Source organism: Paenirhodobacter populi (genome assembly GCF_004022215.1).
GTDB classification, from domain to species: domain Bacteria; phylum Pseudomonadota; class Alphaproteobacteria; order Rhodobacterales; family Rhodobacteraceae; genus Rhodobacter; species Rhodobacter populi.
On record NZ_SAUZ01000003.1, the window covers coordinates 202,942 to 219,724 of the forward strand.

A 16,783-nucleotide genomic window follows, 5' to 3' on the forward strand; every position below is an offset into this window, starting at 1 on the left:
GCTAGCGTGTCTTGCCTTCGATGTCCAGATCAGGGAATTTTAGTTGACGTCTTCTGTCAACCAACAATCCCGAGAGTCATGGCCTCCGACATATCCCCGAAACCGCTGCCCCCGTATCGCGGCCGGGCGGCGACGCTCGACATCCTGCGCCAGCCGGTGGCGACGCATGAGATTTCGGAAATCACCCTGCCGCATCCAGCGCGGCTGCCCACCGATCCGCAATCCCTGCCCTTTCGCGTTTTTCGCGCCATACCCCGCGCGAAACCGGAAAAACGCGGATTTCCTGTGCTTTACATGCTGGATGGAACGGCGGCCTTCGACTACCTTACCCCCGGTCTTCTGGAAGGCGTGCCGGGGCTGGCGGTGATCGGGATCGGCTATGCGGGCGATGCGCAATTCGCGCGCAACGACCGGGTGTTCGACTATACGCCGCCGAAGGTGCCGGGCGGCGCGCCTTTCGCCGATCCGCATCACGGCGGACGGATCGCGGGCGGGGCGGAGCGTTTCGCGGATGCGCTGACCGGCCCCTTGCGGCAGGCGGCGGAAAGCGGGCTGGCGGTCGATCCGGCGCGGCGCAGCCTCTGGGGCCATTCGCTTGGCGGGCTGTGCACGCTGTTCGTCGCGCTGACCCGGCCCGGCGCCTTTGCGCGTTACATGCCGGCCAGCCCCTCGATCTGGTGGAACGAGCCGCTGATGCAGGATCTGGTCGCGCAGGCGCGCTTTGACCCCGCGCAGCCGACGCCCATCCATCTGGTCGTTGGCGACCGGGAGCAGCGCACCGGCACCGCCACCCCGCCGCCGATCGGGCCGCCGCCGATCACCATGGCGCTGGCCGACAGGCTCGCGGCGAAACCGGGGGTGATCTTCAGCAGCGAGGTGCATGAAGGCGCGGTGCATATCGCCACGCTGCCATCCTCGCAGCCCGGCGCGCTGCGGCGCGCGGCGGAATAGTCAGGCCTCCGCCGCCGCCATCCATGCCGTGAATTGCGGCCCCAGCCGGTCGGCCGCGGGCTGCGAGACCATCTCGGCATGCAGAAGCGGCAGGTCCAGCGCCTGAATCCGCGCGGCATAAGGGGTCCAGAGGTCGGCGGTAAAGCCCCGCCCCGCATGGTCGCGCGCGGCGCGGATATGGGTCAGCGTGCCATCGTAGCGGCGCTCGTGATGCGCCCGGATCAGCCGGTTGGTGCCCGTCACCAGCCGCACCACGGCGTCCAGCACCGGCTCCGGCAGGCTGCCCAAGGGCGTGCCGCCCTGCCGCAGAAACCCGACCACCGCCGCCCGGCTGTCCAGCTCGGGATGTGCATCGGGATCGTGCCCGGCGATGGTCAGCAGGGCGCGCAGCGCGGCGACCGGATCGGGCTCCGGCTCCGCCCGCCAGCATTCCGCCGGATAGGCGTCCAGCAGCGCCACCAGCCCCACCCGGCGGCCCTGCGCGCGGGCCTGCACCGCGATCTCCTGCGCGAGGATGCCGCCCACCGACCAGCCCGCCAGATGGATCACGCCGTCGGCGGCGATACCCTCGATCCGGCGCAGGTAATCGGCGGCAAGGTCCGAAAGGCTCGCCGGGAAATCCCCGCCTTCGAGCAGCGGCGATTGCAACGCGTAGACCGGCCGCAGGGGCCGGATCGCCCGCGCGAGCCGCCGGTAGCACCAGCCAAGCCCCCCCGCCGGATGCAGGATGAAGAGCGGCGCCCCCTGCCCTTCGCGCCCCAGCGGCAGGACGGGGGCAAGGCCGGATCGCGCCTCGTCGATCAGGCTCATGGCGCGGGCGAGCCCGGCGATGGTCGGCGTCTCGAACAACTGGCCCAGCCCCGGATCGCGGCCGAACACCTCGTCGATGCGCAGGCACAGCGCCACGGCGGACAGGGAATCGCCACCGAGGGTGAAGAAATCCGCCTCGCGCCCCGGCAGGTCGGGCAGATGCAGGGTTTCGCGGAAGAGCGCGGCCAGACGCGCCTCGACCGGGCCTTCGGGCGGCGTGCCCTGCGCCAGCGCAAAGACCGGCGCGGGCAGCGCCTTGCGGTCGAGCTTGCCGCTGACCGTCATCGGCCATGCGTCCAGCGCGACGATCGCCGCGGGCACCATATGCGCGGGCAGCCGCCCGGCCAGCGCCGCGCTCAGCGTATCAGGGGTAAAGCCCGCATCGGCCAGCACATAGGCGACAAGGCGCGGATCCGCCCCGCGATCCGCCCGCGCCAGCACCACCGCATCGCGCACAAGGCCGGTTTCGCGGATAGCCACCTCGATCTCGCCGGGTTCGATGCGCATGCCGCGGATCTTCACCTGATGGTCGGAACGGCCCAGATAGACCACCGCCCCATCCGCGCGCAGCATCGCCACATCGCCCGTCGCATAAAGCCGCCCGGCCCCGAACGGGTTCGGCACGAACCGTTCCGCCGTCAGATCGGGCCTGCCAAGATAGCCGCGCGCAAGCTGCACCCCGCCCAGATACAGATCGCCCCGCACCCCGGGCGGCAGCCCCCGCATCCGGCCATCCAGCACATGGACCTGCGTGTTCCAGACCGGATGCCCGATCGGCATCGGGTTCGAGCTGTCGCCCGCCCCGGCATCCCAATAGGTGACATCCACCGCCGCCTCGGTCGGGCCATAAAGGTTGTGCAGCTCCGCCGTCAGCCGCGCGTGGAAGCGGGCGCGATGCTCCGCCGTCAGCGCCTCGCCCGAGCAGAAGACACGGGTGAGCAACAGCCCCTCGGACGCCGGGGAATCCAGAAAGGCCGACAGCATCGAGGGCACGAAATGCATCGTGGTGATGCCGTGACGGCGGATCAGGCGGGCGATCTCGGTCGGGTCGCGATGCGCGCCGGGGGGGGCGAAGACCAGCGAGGCCCCGGCGAGGAAGGGCAGGAACAGCTCCCACACCGAGACATCGAAGGTCGTCGGCGTCTTTTGCAGGATGCGGTCGGCGGCGCCGATGCCGTAATGGTCGCGCATCCACAGGAGCCGGTTCACGATGGCGCGGTGTTCGATCATCACGCCCTTCGGCTCGCCGGTCGAGCCCGAGGTGAAGAGGATATAGGCCAGATTTCCGGGTGCCGCGCCGCCCGCGGGGGCCGCGCCCTCGGCGGGCCAGTCGGCGGGCGCGAACGGCGCCATCCCACCCGCATCCAGATCGCCCTCGGCCAGCAGCGCGACGGCCCCGGTGCGCGCGATCAGGCCGGCCAGCCGCGCGGGCGGATTGTCGGGGTCTAGCGGCACATAGGCCGCTCCCGCGCGCAGCACGGCGACCAGCGCGACGGCCAGATGTTCGGAGCGCGGCAGCGCCACGGCCACGACCGCCTCCGCTCCCGCCCCGCGTGCGCGCAGCGCCGCCGCCAGCGCGGCGGAACGGCGGTCAAGCTCGGCATAGCTCAAAACCGTATCGCCAAAGACGACCGCCGGGGCATCGGGCGTCGCGCGCATCTGCCGCTCGATCAGTTCGGTCAGGGTCACATCGGGGACCGGGTGGTGGGTGGCGTTCAGCCCGGCCAGCCACGCGGCCTCCGGCCCGGTCACGGTCGGCACCTCGGCCAGCCGCTCCGCCGCCAGCGCCGCCCGCAGGAAGGCGGCAAGCCGCGCGGCATGCGCCTCGCCGCCCGCGCGGGTGTATAGGGCGGGGTTGGTGTCGATCTCCAGCGACAGGCCCGCCACGGCATCGCCGCGGAAGGTCGCGGTCAGATCGTCCACCGCCCCCGCGCCGAGGATATGCAGATCCGCCTGCAACCCGGCGAATTTCGGCGGCATGTCGAAGGGCTGCACGTTGATCAGCGGGCCGTAAAGCCGCGCCTCGATCGCCGTGCGGCGCAGGTCGCGGCGCAGTTGCTCGGACCGATAGCGGCCGTGGCGGCGCAGTTCGGCCAGATGCGCGGCGCCCTTTTGCAGAACCGCATCCAGCGGCGCATCCTGATCCGGGTCGCAGCGGAACGGCAGGACGTTCATCCACATGCAGGGCACCCGCGCCGCCTTGGTGCCAAGCCGCGCCATGAACGGCAGGCCAAAGACCCGCTCGCCCTCCCCCGACACACGCGCGAGACAGCCGGCGGTCAGGATGGTCAGCGCGTCGGGCCAGCCGACCCCCGCCCGTTTGGCGCGGGCGCGCAGCGCGGCGCACAGGCCGGCATCCAGATCCAGCCGCGCGCGGTTGAAGGCGCGGGCGGTGACGGCGCGCCCCTCGGCCGGGCCCGCGACGGCCTCAAGCCCGCGCATCTCGTCCAGCCAGAAGGCGCGATCCGCTCCGCGCCGGTCCGAGGCACGATAGGCCGCGTCTTCCTCCAGCGCCTGCGCCAGATCCGGGAAGGCGGCGGGGGCGGCCCGCCCCGCGACCCGCGCGGAATAGATCTCCCCCACCCGGTTGGTGAACAGCACGAAGGCGAAGCCGTCCGTCGCAAGGTGATGGATCCGTTCGTGCCAGAAATGCCGCTCCGCCCCGAGGGTATAGAGCGTGAATTCCGCCACCGGCCCCTGGGCCAGATCGGGGGCGCGGGTGTCATCCGCGGCCATGCGGGCGCGGGCCTCCCCCTCCGGATCGGCATAATCGCTCAGGTCCACAAGGCGCAGCGCGGGCGGCGCATCGGCCAGCCATTGCACCGGGCGGCCATCGCGCAGGGCGAAACGCAGCCGCAGCGCCGGGCTCTGCGCCACCGCCGCGTCGAAAGCCTGCCGGAACAGATCGCGGTCCAGCGGCCCGGTCAGCGCGATGAACTGCCCGGTCATATAGACCGGATTTCCCCGGTCAAGCGCCTGCGCATACCACAGGCCCTCCTGTGCCTCGGTCAGCGGCAGCTCCGAGACCGGGCGCATCTGGGCCGAATCCTCAGGCACTCTGGCGCTGCGCCTCAAGAGCCGCCCACCAGTCGGCCAGCGTCTGGCTTTCCAGCAGCAGGCCGAAATCCAGATCCGCGCCCTGTTCCTGCCATTCCATCGCCAGCGTCATCAGCCGCATGGAATCCAGCCCAAGGTCGTAAAGATTGTCCTCTACCCCAAGCTCGGCGGGCGTCAGGTCAAGCGCGCGCGCCACATCCGCGTGCATCTGGTCGAAAGTCAGGCTCATGATCCGTTCCCTTCGGAAAGGTATTTTTCCTTCAGCGCCGCGCGCAGGGCCTTGCGGCTGATCTTTCCAACGGCGGTGGTCTGGAATTCCGGCACGAAGACGATCTGGTCCGGCACCTTGAACTCGGCGATGCCGCGCCCGCGCACGAAGGATTTCAGCTCGCGCACGGTCAGGTCGGCGCCTTCGGTCCGGATGACGAAGGCGCAGCTTTTTTCTCCCAGAAACCTGTCCGGCACCGCGACCACCGCCGCGTCGAAGACGCCCGGGTGGGCCAGCAGGTGATCCTCGACCTCCTCGGCCGAGATCTTTTCGCCCGCGCGGTTGATATGGTCGGTGGCGCGGCCGCGCACCTCAAGATAGCCGCCGGGCAGGCGCCGCACCACATCGCCCGTCCGGTAGAACCCGTCCGGCGTGAAGGAGCGCGCATTGGCCGCCGGTTCCTCGTAATAGCCGCGGATCGTGTAGGGGCCGCGGGTGAAGAGGTTGCCCGGTTCACCCTCGGGCACCGGCTGGCCCGCGTCGTCGAGGATCAGCACCTCATCGTCCGGGCTGATCGGGCGACCCTGCGTCTGGGTGATGATATCCTCGGGATCGTCGAGCCGGGTGTAGTTCACCAGCCCCTCGGCCATGCCGAAGACCTGCTGCAGGGTGCAGCCCAGCACCGGGCGCACACGGGCGGCGGATTCGGGCATGAACTTCGCCCCGCCGACGTTCAGCACCTGAAGGCTGGAAATGTCATGCTTCGTGCGCGGCGCAGCCTGCATCCACAGCAGCGCCAGCGGCGGCACCAGCCCGACATGGGTGACCTTTTCCTGCGCGATCAGCGCGAAACAGGTCTCGGGCGCGGGGTTCGGCGCCATCACCACGCGCGCGCCCGCGATCAGCGCCCCCATGAACCCCGGCGAGGACATCGGGAAATTGTGCGCCGCCGGCAGCGCCACCAGATAGACGCTGTCCGCCGTCACGCCGCAGATATCGGCCGAAGCGCGGAAGCTGTAGATATAGTCGTCATGCGTGCGCGGGATCAGCTTCGGCAGCCCGGTCGAGCCGCCCGAGATCTGCAAAAAGGCGACCGAGCCCGGATCGCGCGGCACCGGCGCCGTCATCCGGCCGGTGAAGCCGTCGAAGGGGATAAACTCTTCCGCCTCGCCCACCACGACCACCGGGCCGATCGCCGGCACCGCGGCCTTGAGCGCACGGGCCAGCGGGCGATAGTCGAACCCGTCATGCCGGTCGGCGCAGACATAGGCGCGCGCGCCGGATTTCGCCGCCAGATGCAGGACCTCGGTTTCCCGATGCGCGGGCAGGACATAGACCGGCACCAGCCCGGCGTAGAACAGCCCGAAGACCACCGACAGGAACTCGGCCCGGTTCGGCATCTGCACCACGACCCGGTCGCCGGGGTTCAGTCCAAGCGCCGCGAACCCCGCCGCCGCGACGCGCGCCCGCTCGGCCAGTTCGGCATAGCTCCAGCGATGAGCGGCATCGACCACCGCGATCCGGCCGGCGAATTCCCCGGCCAGCCGGTCCAGCATCATGCCGAAGGTCTCGCCCCGCCAATAGCCCTCGGCGCGGTAGCGCGCCGCGAACTCTTCGGGCCAGATCTGCTGGGGATCGTTCATCGACATTCCGGGGCCTCTCATCCTTCCCCCTGCCGCTACCAATCCCCATCAAAACAGTCAACTTCCAATGCGCATGCCGCGCCGCACGCGCCTTCTCCCTTCATTCTTCCATAAATATCCCGGGGGTGAATTGGCCGCAGGCCAAGAGGGGGCTGGCCCCCTGCTTCCGTGCCGAAGCGCACCGCTCTCAGCGGCGCGCCTCCATCACCGTCTTCAGCACCAGCACGACCAGCGCCAGCAGCGTCAGCACCGAGGCCGCGGCAAAGGCGCCGACGGTGTTGAGATCGTTGAACAGCAGCTCGATCTGCAATGGCAGGGTCAGCGTCTGCCCGCGGATCGAGCCGGAGACGACCGACACCCCGCCGAATTCGCCCACCGCCCGCGCGCTGCACAGCACCGCGCCATACAACAGCGCCCAGCGGATGTTCGGCAGCGTCACCCGGCGGAAGATCTGCCAGCCCGAGGCCCCCAGCGTCACCGCCGCCTGTTCCTGTTCCGATCCCTGCGCCTGCATCAGCGGCAGCACCTCGCGCACCACGAAGGGCGAGGTGACGAACATCGTCACCAGCACGATCCCCGGCACGGCGAAGAGGATCTTGATATCCATCTCGTTCAGCCACGGCCCCAGCAGCCCGGTGCGCCCGTAGAGCAGCAGGTAGCAGATCCCCGCGATGATGGGGGAGATGGAAAACGGGATCTCGATCAGCGTCAGCAGCGTCTTGCGGCCGCGGAACTCGAACCGCGACAGCGCCCATGCGGCGGCGACACCAAAGCCGATGTTCAGCGGCACGGTGATCAGCGCCACCAGCGCCGTCAGCCAGATCGCGTGAAGCGTCCCGGGTTCGAGGATGTTTCGCACGAACACCCCCCACCCCGCCGCGAAGGCGCGGTGAAAGATGTAGACCAGCGGCACCACGACGAACAAGGCCGTCATCACCAGCGCCAGCCCGATCAGCAGGCGCGGCACGGTGCGGCTTTCGCGCGGCGCAAGCGCGCCCGGAGCGACGTCGAGGTGGCTCATGCCCCCCTCCCCTTGTAGCGCAGCGCCCGTGCCTGCAGCAGGTTCGATGCGACCAGCAGCACCAGCGCGATCATCAACAGCGTCAGTGCGATCGCCGCGGCGCCGTTGTAGTCATATTCCTCAAGCCGGATCACCGCGAGCAGCGAGGCGATTTCCGTCTTCATCGGCAGGTTGCCGGCGATGAAGACCACCGCCCCGAACTCCCCCAAAGACCGCGCGAAGGACAGGGTGACGCCGACCATGAACGCCGGCAGGATCGCCGGGAACACCACCCGGCGGAAGATCGTGAACGGATGCGCACCCAACGTGACCGCCGCATCCTCGTATTGCGGATCGAGATCCTCCAGCACCGGCTGCACCGTGCGCACGACGAAGGGGATCGAGGTGAAGGCCATGGCGAAGGCCACGCCCCAGATGGTGAAGATCACCTGAATGCCCATCGGTTCGAGCAGCGCGCCATACCAGCCATTGCCCGCGAACAGCGCCGACAGCGCCAGCCCCGCCACCGCCGTCGGCAGCGCGAAGGGAATGTCCATCAGCGCATCAAGGATCCGCTTCCCCGGAAAGTCATAGCGCACCAGCACCCAGGCCATCAGCAGCCCGTAGACCGCGTTGAAGGCCGTGGCCATCGCCGCCGCCGACAGGGTCAGCTTCAGCGCGGCCAGCGTGCGCGGCGCGGTCATGATCGCAAAGAACCGTTCGGGGCCGATCTCGGCCCCTTTCAGCACCAGCGCCGCCAGCGGCAGCAGCACGATGATCCCCACATAGGACAGCGTCACCCCCATGGTGAGGCCGAAGCCGGGCAAAACCCGCTTCGGCCGGATCCGCGCTGCCGCAGCCACCGTGGTCATTGGTTCACGAGCAGCTTGTCAAGGATGCCGCCCTCGGCGAAATGTTCCGCGCGGACCTTGGTCCAGCCGCCGAAGACATCCTCGACGGAGACCAGCTTCACCTCGGGAAAGTCCGCGGCGAATTCGGCCTTCACCGTTTCGTCGTTCACGCGGTAGAAGTTCTGCGCGAGGATCTTCTGCCCCTCGGGTGCGTAGAGGAAGTTCAGATAGGCCTTGGAAACCTCTTCGGTGCCCTTCTTCTTGGCATTCTCCTCGACCACCGCGACCGGGAATTCGGACAGCAGCGACAGCGAGGGGGCGACCCGCTCAAAGCCCAGATCCGGATATTGTTTCGCGATGCCGCCGGTTTCCGCCTCGAAGGTGATCAGCACGTCGCCGATGTTCTTTTCGGCAAAGGTCGTGGTCGCGCCGCGTCCGCCGGTGTCGAAGACCGGCACGTTGGCGAAAAGCTTCTTCACGAAATCCTGCGCCTGCGACTGATCGCCCGCGAACTTGTCCAGCGCATAGGCATAGGCCGCCAGATAGGTGTAGCGCGCATTGCCCGAGGTCTTGGGGTTCGGGAAGACCACTTTCACGTCGTCGCGCACGAGGTCATCCCAGTCCTTGATGCCCTTGGGATTGCCCTTGCGCACAAGGAAGGACGGCAGCGAATAATAGGGCGAGGCCTGATTGGGGAATTCCTCGCGCCAGTTTTCGTCGACAAGGCCGCCTTTCGCCAGCACGTCGATGTCGGTCACCTGATTGAAGGTCACCACATCTGCGGGCAGCCCTTCGAGGATCGCGCGCGCCTGCGCCGAGGAACCGGCATGCGACTGGTCGATCGTCACGTCGCGGCCGGTCTTTTCCTTCCACTCCTTGGCGAATTCCGGGTTGATCTGCTGGAACAGCTCGCGCGCCACGTCGTAGGAGACGTTGAGGATGCTGTCCTGCGCATAGGCGGGAACGGCAAAGCCGAGCGCCAGCGCAGCGGCGATGAGACGGGTTTTCATAGGGACGACTCCTTGAGGGCTTTGATTGCGGGGGCGACGGCGGGCGGGATGCCGGCCGTCGCGGGAAACAGGCGCCCGGCTTCGGGGCGCAGGTGGATGCGCGCGCCCGCCCGCAGCGGCGGCGCAAGGCGGCGGGCGATCTCGATCTCTGGTTCGGCGCTGGTCAGGTCATCCTTCAGCCGCAGGCGCAGGAGCGCCCCGGTCGAGGTGACATCGGCTACGGTGAACCGGCCCTGCGGGTCCGGCACCGGGGTGATGTCGGTCGGGCGCAGGAACAGCATCGCCGGGCCGTCGGCCATCGCCACCCGCGGCAGCGACGCGGTATCCAGCCCCGGCGCCCCGGCCCGCCCGGCATGCAGCGTCACCGGCAGTTCGACCGTCATGCCAAGGAAGCGCGCCACGAAGGGCGTGGCCGGATGGTCGTGGATTTCCTCGGGGCGGCCAACCTGCTCGATCCGGCCCGCACCCATGACGACGACGCGATCGGCCAGTTCGAAGGCCTCTTCCTGATCGTGGGTCACGAAGATCGTGGTCGAGCCCGCCTGTTGCAGCACCTCGCGCAGCCAGCGGCGCAGATCGCGGCGGACCTGCGCGTCGAGCGCCCCGAAGGGTTCATCGAGCAACAGCAGCTCCGGCGCGATCGCCATCGCCCGGCCAAGCGCCACCCGCTGCCGCTGTCCGCCCGACAGCTCCGCCGGGAAACGGTCGGCAAGCTGCGGGATCTGCAGGAATTGCAGCAGCTCGGTCACCTTTCCGGCGATGGCGGCGGGGGCGGGGCGGGTGTCGCGCGGCCGCACGGTCAGGCCAAAGGCGATATTATCGCGCACCGTCATATGCGGAAACAGCGCGTAGTTCTGAAAGACGAAACCGATGCGGCGATCCTGCGCCTTCTTCTGCAGCCAGTCCTCGCCGTTGACCTCAAGCACTCCGGCATCGGGCCAGTCGAGCCCGGCGATGATCTTCAGCAGCGTGGTCTTCCCCGATCCCGAAGGGCCGAGCAGCGCCACCAGTTCGCCCTTTTCCACGGACAGGTCGATGCCGCGCAGCACCTCGGTCTCGCCGAAGCGGCGGGTCAGATGGGCAATGGTGATGGTCATCGGGCGTCTCCTGCAGTCAGGGCGCGACCCTACGGGTGAAGCGATGCGGGGACAAGGAAAGGGAACGGGTCATTTCCGCCCGAGGAGAATAATATTTTTCTCGAAAACCGCCTGTGGCGGAATGATATGCTACCATCGCCTGTCGATGCCCATGGAGACAGAGGAATCGTTCCCCAAAGCCGCCGTTTGCAGGATCCCCGGCGCGATGGCGGCGACCTGTTCGCGGATGTCCGGCACGGCGGTGATTTCCCAGAACGCCGCGCGCGAGACCGGACCGATCGCCCGGATCCGCTGCGAGGGCACGCCGTCGCGGGCGATCAGGCGGCAGTCGTCATCGACATCGAGCCCGATCCGCAGCGGATCGACCCGCCCCTGCCCGCTCCGGATCAGGTCGCGGATCACCGGCGTGGCGTGGCGTTCGGGATCGTGGCGGATGCCGCGGCAGTCCAGAATGGCCTCGGCCGCCAGCGTGACCGGCGCGCCGACGCGGCGCAGGTGGATCAGGGCGCGGATCTCGCCGCGATTGCCGCGGGTCGCGCCGCGAAAGGTGCCGCGCTCGATCACCAGCCGCCCGGCGGCGATCGCCTCGTCGATCCGGTCGGCCGAGGCGGGCGGGATGCGGTGGCGATGCAGTTCCCACCACAGGACGGCGTGGCGCAGGAAGCGGGCGCGGGCGTCAGGCGGCAGATGTTTCCAGATCAGCGCGGCATGGACGCGGATGCCATCCACCGCATCGCGCCATGTGCCGCCCGCCGCCTCGGCCCGCGCGGCCAGCCGCCGCACCCACCGCCACAGCACCGACACCGGCGCGCCAAGCGGCACCTGTTCGGGCAGGATGTCCAGCGGCCGGGTCGGCGCATGGCGGCGCGGCAACTGCCCGCGTCGCGACACCGCAAGGATCGGCCCGGTATGGCCGGATTTCAGCAGGGACAGCACCTGATCGACCATCGACAGGCCCGATCCGACGATCACCACCCGGCCCTCCGGCGCGATGCCCCGCACCGGGGTCCAGGCGCCGGTGACCAGCCCCTCGGGATCCGGGCCGGGCAGGACATGGCCCGTCGCCAGAACCGCCTGCGCGCCGCCGATCCGGCCGCCGTCGTCCAGCGTGGCGACCACGCCGTCCGCCTGTTCCTCAAGCGCGAGGCAATCCCGGCTCAGCCATGTCAGCCGTTCCGAGGCCCGGTGCCACGGCGCAAGCAGATCGTTCAGATAGGCGCCATAGGTCGCGCGCCCGACGAAACTGTCCCCGTCGCGGTCGCGCGTCTCGGGCCGCGCCCGCAACCAGTCGAGGAAATGCTCCGGCGCCTCGGGAAAGGCGCTCATGTTGCGCACGCGGGTGTTCAGCAGATGGTCGGGATCCGTCGTGGAATAGGCGATACCGCAGCCGGGGGGATTGCGCCCCTCGATCAGGACGACCTGAGCCTGCGGATCGTCGCGCAGCAACCGGACGGCCATCAGCACGCCACTGGCGCCGCCGCCGATCACCAGAATGCGCCCCCCGGCGGCGGGGCGCCCGACGCGGGGCGTGGACAGATGGGAAAGGTCTTGCATCGCAGTCTCCTTCGCTCCGTGGCATCCGGTCCTGCAAGAATATCGACCTTTTCCATCGTCTTTAAACGCGAATTTCGGCCCCGCGATGGAAGGGATTTCTCTTTCGGGCCGGCGAAACAGCAGGAATGGCGCGCGGCGGCGAATCGATAGCTGTTGACTATCGAAACACACCGATCAATCAATTTCACAGATGCAGGTGCAGAAACTATGCTGCATTGCGGAAGCGGGGGCGAGTCGCCCCTGCCCGTCACAGAAACAGAGCGAGGATCCCCCCATGGCCCTGATCAACACCAAGATCAAACCCTTTGCCGCCAAGGCCTACAAGCAAGGCAAGTTCGTCGACGTCACCGATGCCGATGTCGCCGGCAAATGGGCTGTGTTCTTCTTCTATCCCGCCGACTTCACCTTCGTCTGCCCGACCGAGCTGGGCGATCTGGCCGACTACTACCCGGAACTGCAAAAGCTGGGCGTCGAAGTGTTCTCGGTCTCGACCGACACGCATTTCACCCACAAGGCGTGGCATGACAGCTCCGACACCATCGGCAAGATCGACTATGCGATGATCGGCGACCCGACGCAGGAAATCAGCCGCAACTTCGAGGTCCTGCGCGAAGGCGAAGGCCTTGCCGACCGCGGCACCTTCGTCGTCGATCCGGACGGCGTGATCCAGGCGATGGAAATCACCGCCGAGGGCATCGGCCGCGACGCCTCGGAGCTGGTGCGCAAGATCAAGGCGGCGATCTACATCCGCAACCATCCGGGCGAAGTCTGCCCGGCGAAGTGGAAGGAAGGCGAACAGACGCTCGCCCCGTCCTTCGATCTGGTCGGCAAGATCTGATCCGCTACTGGCAGGCACCGGTCCGGTGCCTGCGCCCCCTCCGCGGGCAATCCTCCCCTCCCCCCATCACCGGAGACCTCCCCATGCTCGACGCAAATATCAAGTCCCAGCTCAAGACCTATCTGGAGCGGCTGACGCGCCCTGTGGTGATCGTCGCCTCGCCCAACGACACCCCGAAATCCACCGAGATGATGGCGCTTCTGGACGATATCGCGGGGCTCTCCGACAAGGTTTCCGTCGAAACGACCGGCACCGCGGAACGCCGCCCGTCCTTCGCGCTGACCTCGCCCGGGCAGGACATCCACCTGACCTTCGCCGGGCTGCCGATGGGACATGAATTCACCTCGCTGGTGCTGGCGCTGCTGCAAACCGGCGGCTACCCGCCGAAGGTGGAACAGGAAATCGTCAACCAGATCCGCGATCTGCAGGGCGATTTCACCTTTGAAACCTATTTCTCGCAGTCCTGCCAGAACTGCCCCGACGTGGTGCAGGCACTGAACCTGATGGCGGTGCTGAACCCGGGCGTGCGCCATGTGGCCATCGACGGATCGGACTTCCAGTCCGAGGTCGAGGCGCGGCAGGTCATGTCCGTTCCCACCATCTACCTGAACGGCAAGGTCTTCGGTCAGGGCCGGATGGGGCTGGAAGAGATCCTGTCGAAGATCGACACCTCGGCCGGCGAAAAAGAGGCCGCGAAGCTCGCCGCCAAGGAGGCGTTCGAGGTTCTGGTCATCGGCGGCGGCCCGGCCGGTGCTGCGGCGGCCGTCTATGCGGCGCGCAAGGGCATCCGCACCGGCGTCGCGGCGGAACGCTTCGGCGGGCAGGTGCTGGACACGATGTCGATCGAGAACCTGATCTCCGTCCCCCATACCGAAGGGCCGAAGCTGGCGCAGGCGCTGGAAACCCATGTCAGGGAATATGACGTGGACATCATGAACCTGCAAAAGGCCAAGGGGATCGCCCGCAACGGCGATCTGCTGGAAGTCGCGCTGGAAAGCGGCGCCACGCTGAAGGCGCGGACGGTGATCCTGTCCACCGGCGCGCGCTGGCGCCAGACCGGCGTTCCCGGTGAGGATCAGTATCGCAACAAGGGCGTGACCTACTGCCCCCACTGCGACGGCCCGCTGTTCAAGGGCAAGCGCGTCGCGGTGATCGGCGGCGGCAATTCGGGCGTCGAGGCGGCGATCGACCTTGCGGGCATCGTCTCCCACGTCACGCTGATCGAATTCGACGGCAAGCTGCGCGCCGACGAGGTGCTGCAACGCAAGCTGCGCTCGCTGCCGAACGTCGAGATCATCACCTCGGCCCAGACGACCGAGGTGAAGGGCGACGGATCGAAGGTCACCGGCCTCGTCTACAAGGACCGCATCAGCGGCGACATCCGCGAGGTTCCGCTGGAAGGCATCTTCGTGCAGATCGGCCTGCTGCCCAACACCGACTGGCTCAAGGGCCTCGTCGACCTGACCCCGCGCGGCGAGATCGTCATCGATGCGCATGGCGCCACCTCGATGGAGGGTGTCTTTGCCGCGGGCGACTGCACGACCGCGCCCTACAAGCAGATCGTGGTGGCGATGGGCGCGGGGGCAACCTCGGCGCTTGCGGCCTTCGACTATCTGATCCGCGCCACGGCCCCGGCCGCGGAAAAAGCCGCCTGACCCCTTTGCCCCGCCTGACATCGGGCGGGGCATTCGCCTATATTGGCCTCATCCAGATGAGGCCCGGCATGACCCTGCGTGAACTGCAATATCTCGTCGCCCTTGCGCGACAGAAGAATTTTCGCCGCGCCGCGGAAATCTGCAACGTCAGCCAGCCCACCCTGTCCACCCAGATCCGCAAGCTGGAAGAGGAACTCGGTCTCGTTCTGGTCGAACGCGGCACGCGCGAGGCGCTGCTGACCGCCGCCGGGGAGGAAATCGTCGCCCGCGCCCAATGCATCCTGAACGAGGCGCAGGACATCCACGCCATCGCCGAACGCCACCGCTCGCCCGAGGCGGGTCGGCTGCGGCTTGGCGTGTTCCCGACGCTCGGCCCCTATCTGCTGCCCTCGCTGGTGCCCAAGATCGCCGCGCGCTTCCCCAAGCTGGAATTACAGTTGATCGAGGAAAAGAGCGACCAGCTTCTGCAAAAGCTGGCGGTGGGGCAGCTTGACGCCGCGCTGCTGGCGCTGCCGGTGGGCGATGACACGCTGGAGGTCACGCCGCTGTTCGACGAACCCTTCCTGCTGGCGGTGCCGCCGGGTCATCCCTTCACCCTGCGCCCGAATGTCTGTCTGGAGGATATGAACGGGCAGAAGCTGATGTTGTTGGAAGACGGGCATTGCCTGCGCGATCAGGCGATCAGCCTGTGCCGCCGCTGGGGCGCGGGGGAGACCTCGGGCTTTCGCGCGACGAGCCTCGAGACCCTGCGGCAGATGGTGGCGGCGGGCATGGGCATCACCCTGATGCCGATGCTGGCGGCGCGCGGGCCGCTGGCGACGAACGGCAACCTGCGGTTCTTGCCGTTCCGCGAGGATCCGCCGCCCTCGCGGTCGGTCGGCATGGTCTGGCGGCGCAGTTCCGCCCTGCTGCCGGTGCTGCGCCAGATCGCCCGCATGGCGCGCGATACCGAGCGCGACCTGATCGCCGCATGACAACGGGGCCGCGGCGCGGCCCCGTTGCGAAAATGTCCCGAAGGATCAGAAGCGGTAGTTCAGACCGATCTTGATATTGCTGAACTTCGGCGTGGCCGGGGTGGAAACGCCCGCGCCGTCGTTCAGATGGTCCTTGCCATAATTGGCATATTCGTATTCGCCGGTCAGCGACAGGCTGTCGGTCAGCTTGCGTTCGACGCCCAGACCGACGATGTAGCCCGTGCGGGAAAAGCTGTCGTCGATATTGGCGGGGCCGAAGAAGCCATCGCCGGTCACCGAATAGTCGAACTTCGCGCGCGAGGCGCCGACGATGCCGTAGACCAGCGTCAGGTCATTGACCAGATAGCCGGTCTTGAACCGCAGCGCGAAGGCGTTCTTCAGCTTGGTGCTGCCCTCGTATTCGTCGCTGAAGTCGTCCTTCACATTGCCGCCCTCGACCGCCAGTTCCGGCCCGAAGACCCAGCTCTGCCGCTGCCAGGTATAGCCCGCGCGCAGCCCCGCATTCGGGCCCGAAAGCTCGAACTTGCCGATCCGGCCCGAGGCAACGCCATCGCGGTGCAGCGCGACCGTGTCATCACCACCGAACGCATAGCCGATCATCGCACCGACATAGGCGCCCTGCCAGTCGCCGACCGGCGCCGGAACGGGCGCGATGACCGGGCTTTCCACGACCGGAATGGAATATCCGGCCGCCTGCGCGGAAAGCGTCAGCGCCGCGGTCATCGGAACGGTCAGAAGAACGGCATGGGCTTTCTTCCAATAGGTCATGATCCACCTCATTCAATTGTTCCCCGCAGCGAAACATCCGCTCGCCGCACTGCGAAACAGGTCAATAACAAATGCGTTCATTAACGCATTTTTCGGCCCACGGACGAAGCCAAACCGGACGCGGCAGGAAATTGGTGCTGCAAGGTGGTCTGAAAGCAACGCTTTCGGCGCCGCGGTGCGGCATGAGGCCGTGAAATGCGCACCGCTGGCGCGTTACGAAAGGAACGCCCCGGTATCTTTGCGCGTTGGCGTCGCGGGCCATTTCCTTTTCCGATGATCTCATTTCTTATGTTTCACATGCTGGGACAAGGTCGTCATACCATGCGCATATCAGTGCCGGAACGTTTTCGCCGGCTTTCCCTCAGGA

13 protein-coding genes are annotated in these 16,783 nt (G+C 67.8%); 4 read left to right on the forward strand and 9 right to left on the reverse strand.

Annotated elements, in window-relative coordinates; translation table 11 throughout:
- Positions 1-78: 78 nt before the first annotated feature.
- Complete coding sequence (locus D2T30_RS04075) at positions 79-951, forward strand: alpha/beta hydrolase (RefSeq protein ID WP_164884198.1); 873 nt, start codon at positions 79-81, stop codon at positions 949-951.
- On the opposite strand, the gene D2T30_RS04080 is transcribed toward D2T30_RS04075, so the two are convergent.
- The 8 genes from D2T30_RS04080 to D2T30_RS04115 form a co-directional block, all read right to left on the reverse strand.
- Positions 952-4,797, reverse strand: coding sequence for a non-ribosomal peptide synthetase (locus D2T30_RS04080; RefSeq protein WP_128207747.1), 3,846 nt, complete (start codon positions 4,795-4,797; stop codon positions 952-954).
- A gap of 13 nt (positions 4,798-4,810) precedes the next feature.
- The gene (locus D2T30_RS04085; RefSeq protein ID WP_128183887.1) at positions 4,811-5,047 is read right to left on the reverse strand and encodes a phosphopantetheine-binding protein; all 237 of its coding nucleotides are present in this window, start codon (positions 5,045-5,047) and stop codon (positions 4,811-4,813) included.
- Positions 5,044-6,669 (reverse strand): (2,3-dihydroxybenzoyl)adenylate synthase, encoded by a 1,626-nt coding sequence (locus D2T30_RS04090; RefSeq protein WP_128207748.1) that lies wholly within the window; start codon positions 6,667-6,669, stop codon positions 5,044-5,046. The genes D2T30_RS04085 and D2T30_RS04090 overlap by 4 nt, the downstream gene beginning before the upstream one ends.
- A gap of 187 nt (positions 6,670-6,856) precedes the next feature.
- Positions 6,857-7,690 carry a sulfate ABC transporter permease subunit CysW gene (gene cysW, locus D2T30_RS04095; protein WP_128207749.1) on the reverse strand — a complete coding sequence of 278 codons (834 nt, stop codon included), beginning with the start codon at positions 7,688-7,690 and terminating at the stop codon, positions 6,857-6,859.
- Positions 7,687-8,541, reverse strand: a complete 855-nt coding sequence (gene cysT, locus D2T30_RS04100) for a sulfate ABC transporter permease subunit CysT (protein ID WP_128207750.1) — start codon at positions 8,539-8,541, stop codon at positions 7,687-7,689. The genes cysW and cysT overlap by 4 nt, the downstream gene beginning before the upstream one ends.
- Positions 8,538-9,530: a sulfate ABC transporter substrate-binding protein gene (locus D2T30_RS04105; protein WP_128207751.1), complete on the reverse strand. Its 993-nt coding sequence runs from the start codon at positions 9,528-9,530 to the stop codon at positions 8,538-8,540. The genes cysT and D2T30_RS04105 overlap by 4 nt, the downstream gene beginning before the upstream one ends.
- The gene (locus D2T30_RS04110; protein ID WP_128207752.1) at positions 9,527-10,627 is read right to left on the reverse strand and encodes a sulfate/molybdate ABC transporter ATP-binding protein; all 1,101 of its coding nucleotides are present in this window, start codon (positions 10,625-10,627) and stop codon (positions 9,527-9,529) included. Before D2T30_RS04110 ends, D2T30_RS04105 begins: the two co-directional genes overlap by 4 nt.
- 129 nt (positions 10,628-10,756) lie before the next feature.
- Positions 10,757-12,181: an FAD/NAD(P)-binding protein gene (locus D2T30_RS04115; RefSeq protein WP_128207753.1), complete on the reverse strand. Its 1,425-nt coding sequence runs from the start codon at positions 12,179-12,181 to the stop codon at positions 10,757-10,759.
- Between the two features lie 274 nt (positions 12,182-12,455).
- On the opposite strand from D2T30_RS04115, the gene ahpC reads away from it, so the two are divergent.
- The 3 genes from ahpC (at position 12,456) to D2T30_RS04130 (ending at position 15,648) form a co-directional block, all read left to right on the forward strand.
- The gene (gene ahpC, locus D2T30_RS04120; RefSeq protein WP_128207754.1) at positions 12,456-13,019 is read left to right on the forward strand and encodes an alkyl hydroperoxide reductase subunit C; all 564 of its coding nucleotides are present in this window, start codon (positions 12,456-12,458) and stop codon (positions 13,017-13,019) included.
- Positions 13,020-13,102: 83 nt separating this feature from the next.
- Complete coding sequence (ahpF, locus tag D2T30_RS04125; protein WP_128207755.1) at positions 13,103-14,674, forward strand: alkyl hydroperoxide reductase subunit F; 1,572 nt, start codon at positions 13,103-13,105, stop codon at positions 14,672-14,674.
- A gap of 68 nt (positions 14,675-14,742) precedes the next feature.
- Positions 14,743-15,648 carry a LysR substrate-binding domain-containing protein gene (locus D2T30_RS04130; RefSeq protein WP_128207756.1) on the forward strand — a complete coding sequence of 302 codons (906 nt, stop codon included), beginning with the start codon at positions 14,743-14,745 and terminating at the stop codon, positions 15,646-15,648.
- A gap of 45 nt (positions 15,649-15,693) precedes the next feature.
- On the opposite strand, the gene D2T30_RS04135 is transcribed toward D2T30_RS04130, so the two are convergent.
- Positions 15,694-16,416, reverse strand: a complete 723-nt coding sequence (locus tag D2T30_RS04135; RefSeq protein WP_241651195.1) for an outer membrane protein — start codon at positions 16,414-16,416, stop codon at positions 15,694-15,696.
- Positions 16,417-16,783: the final 367 nt, after the last annotated feature.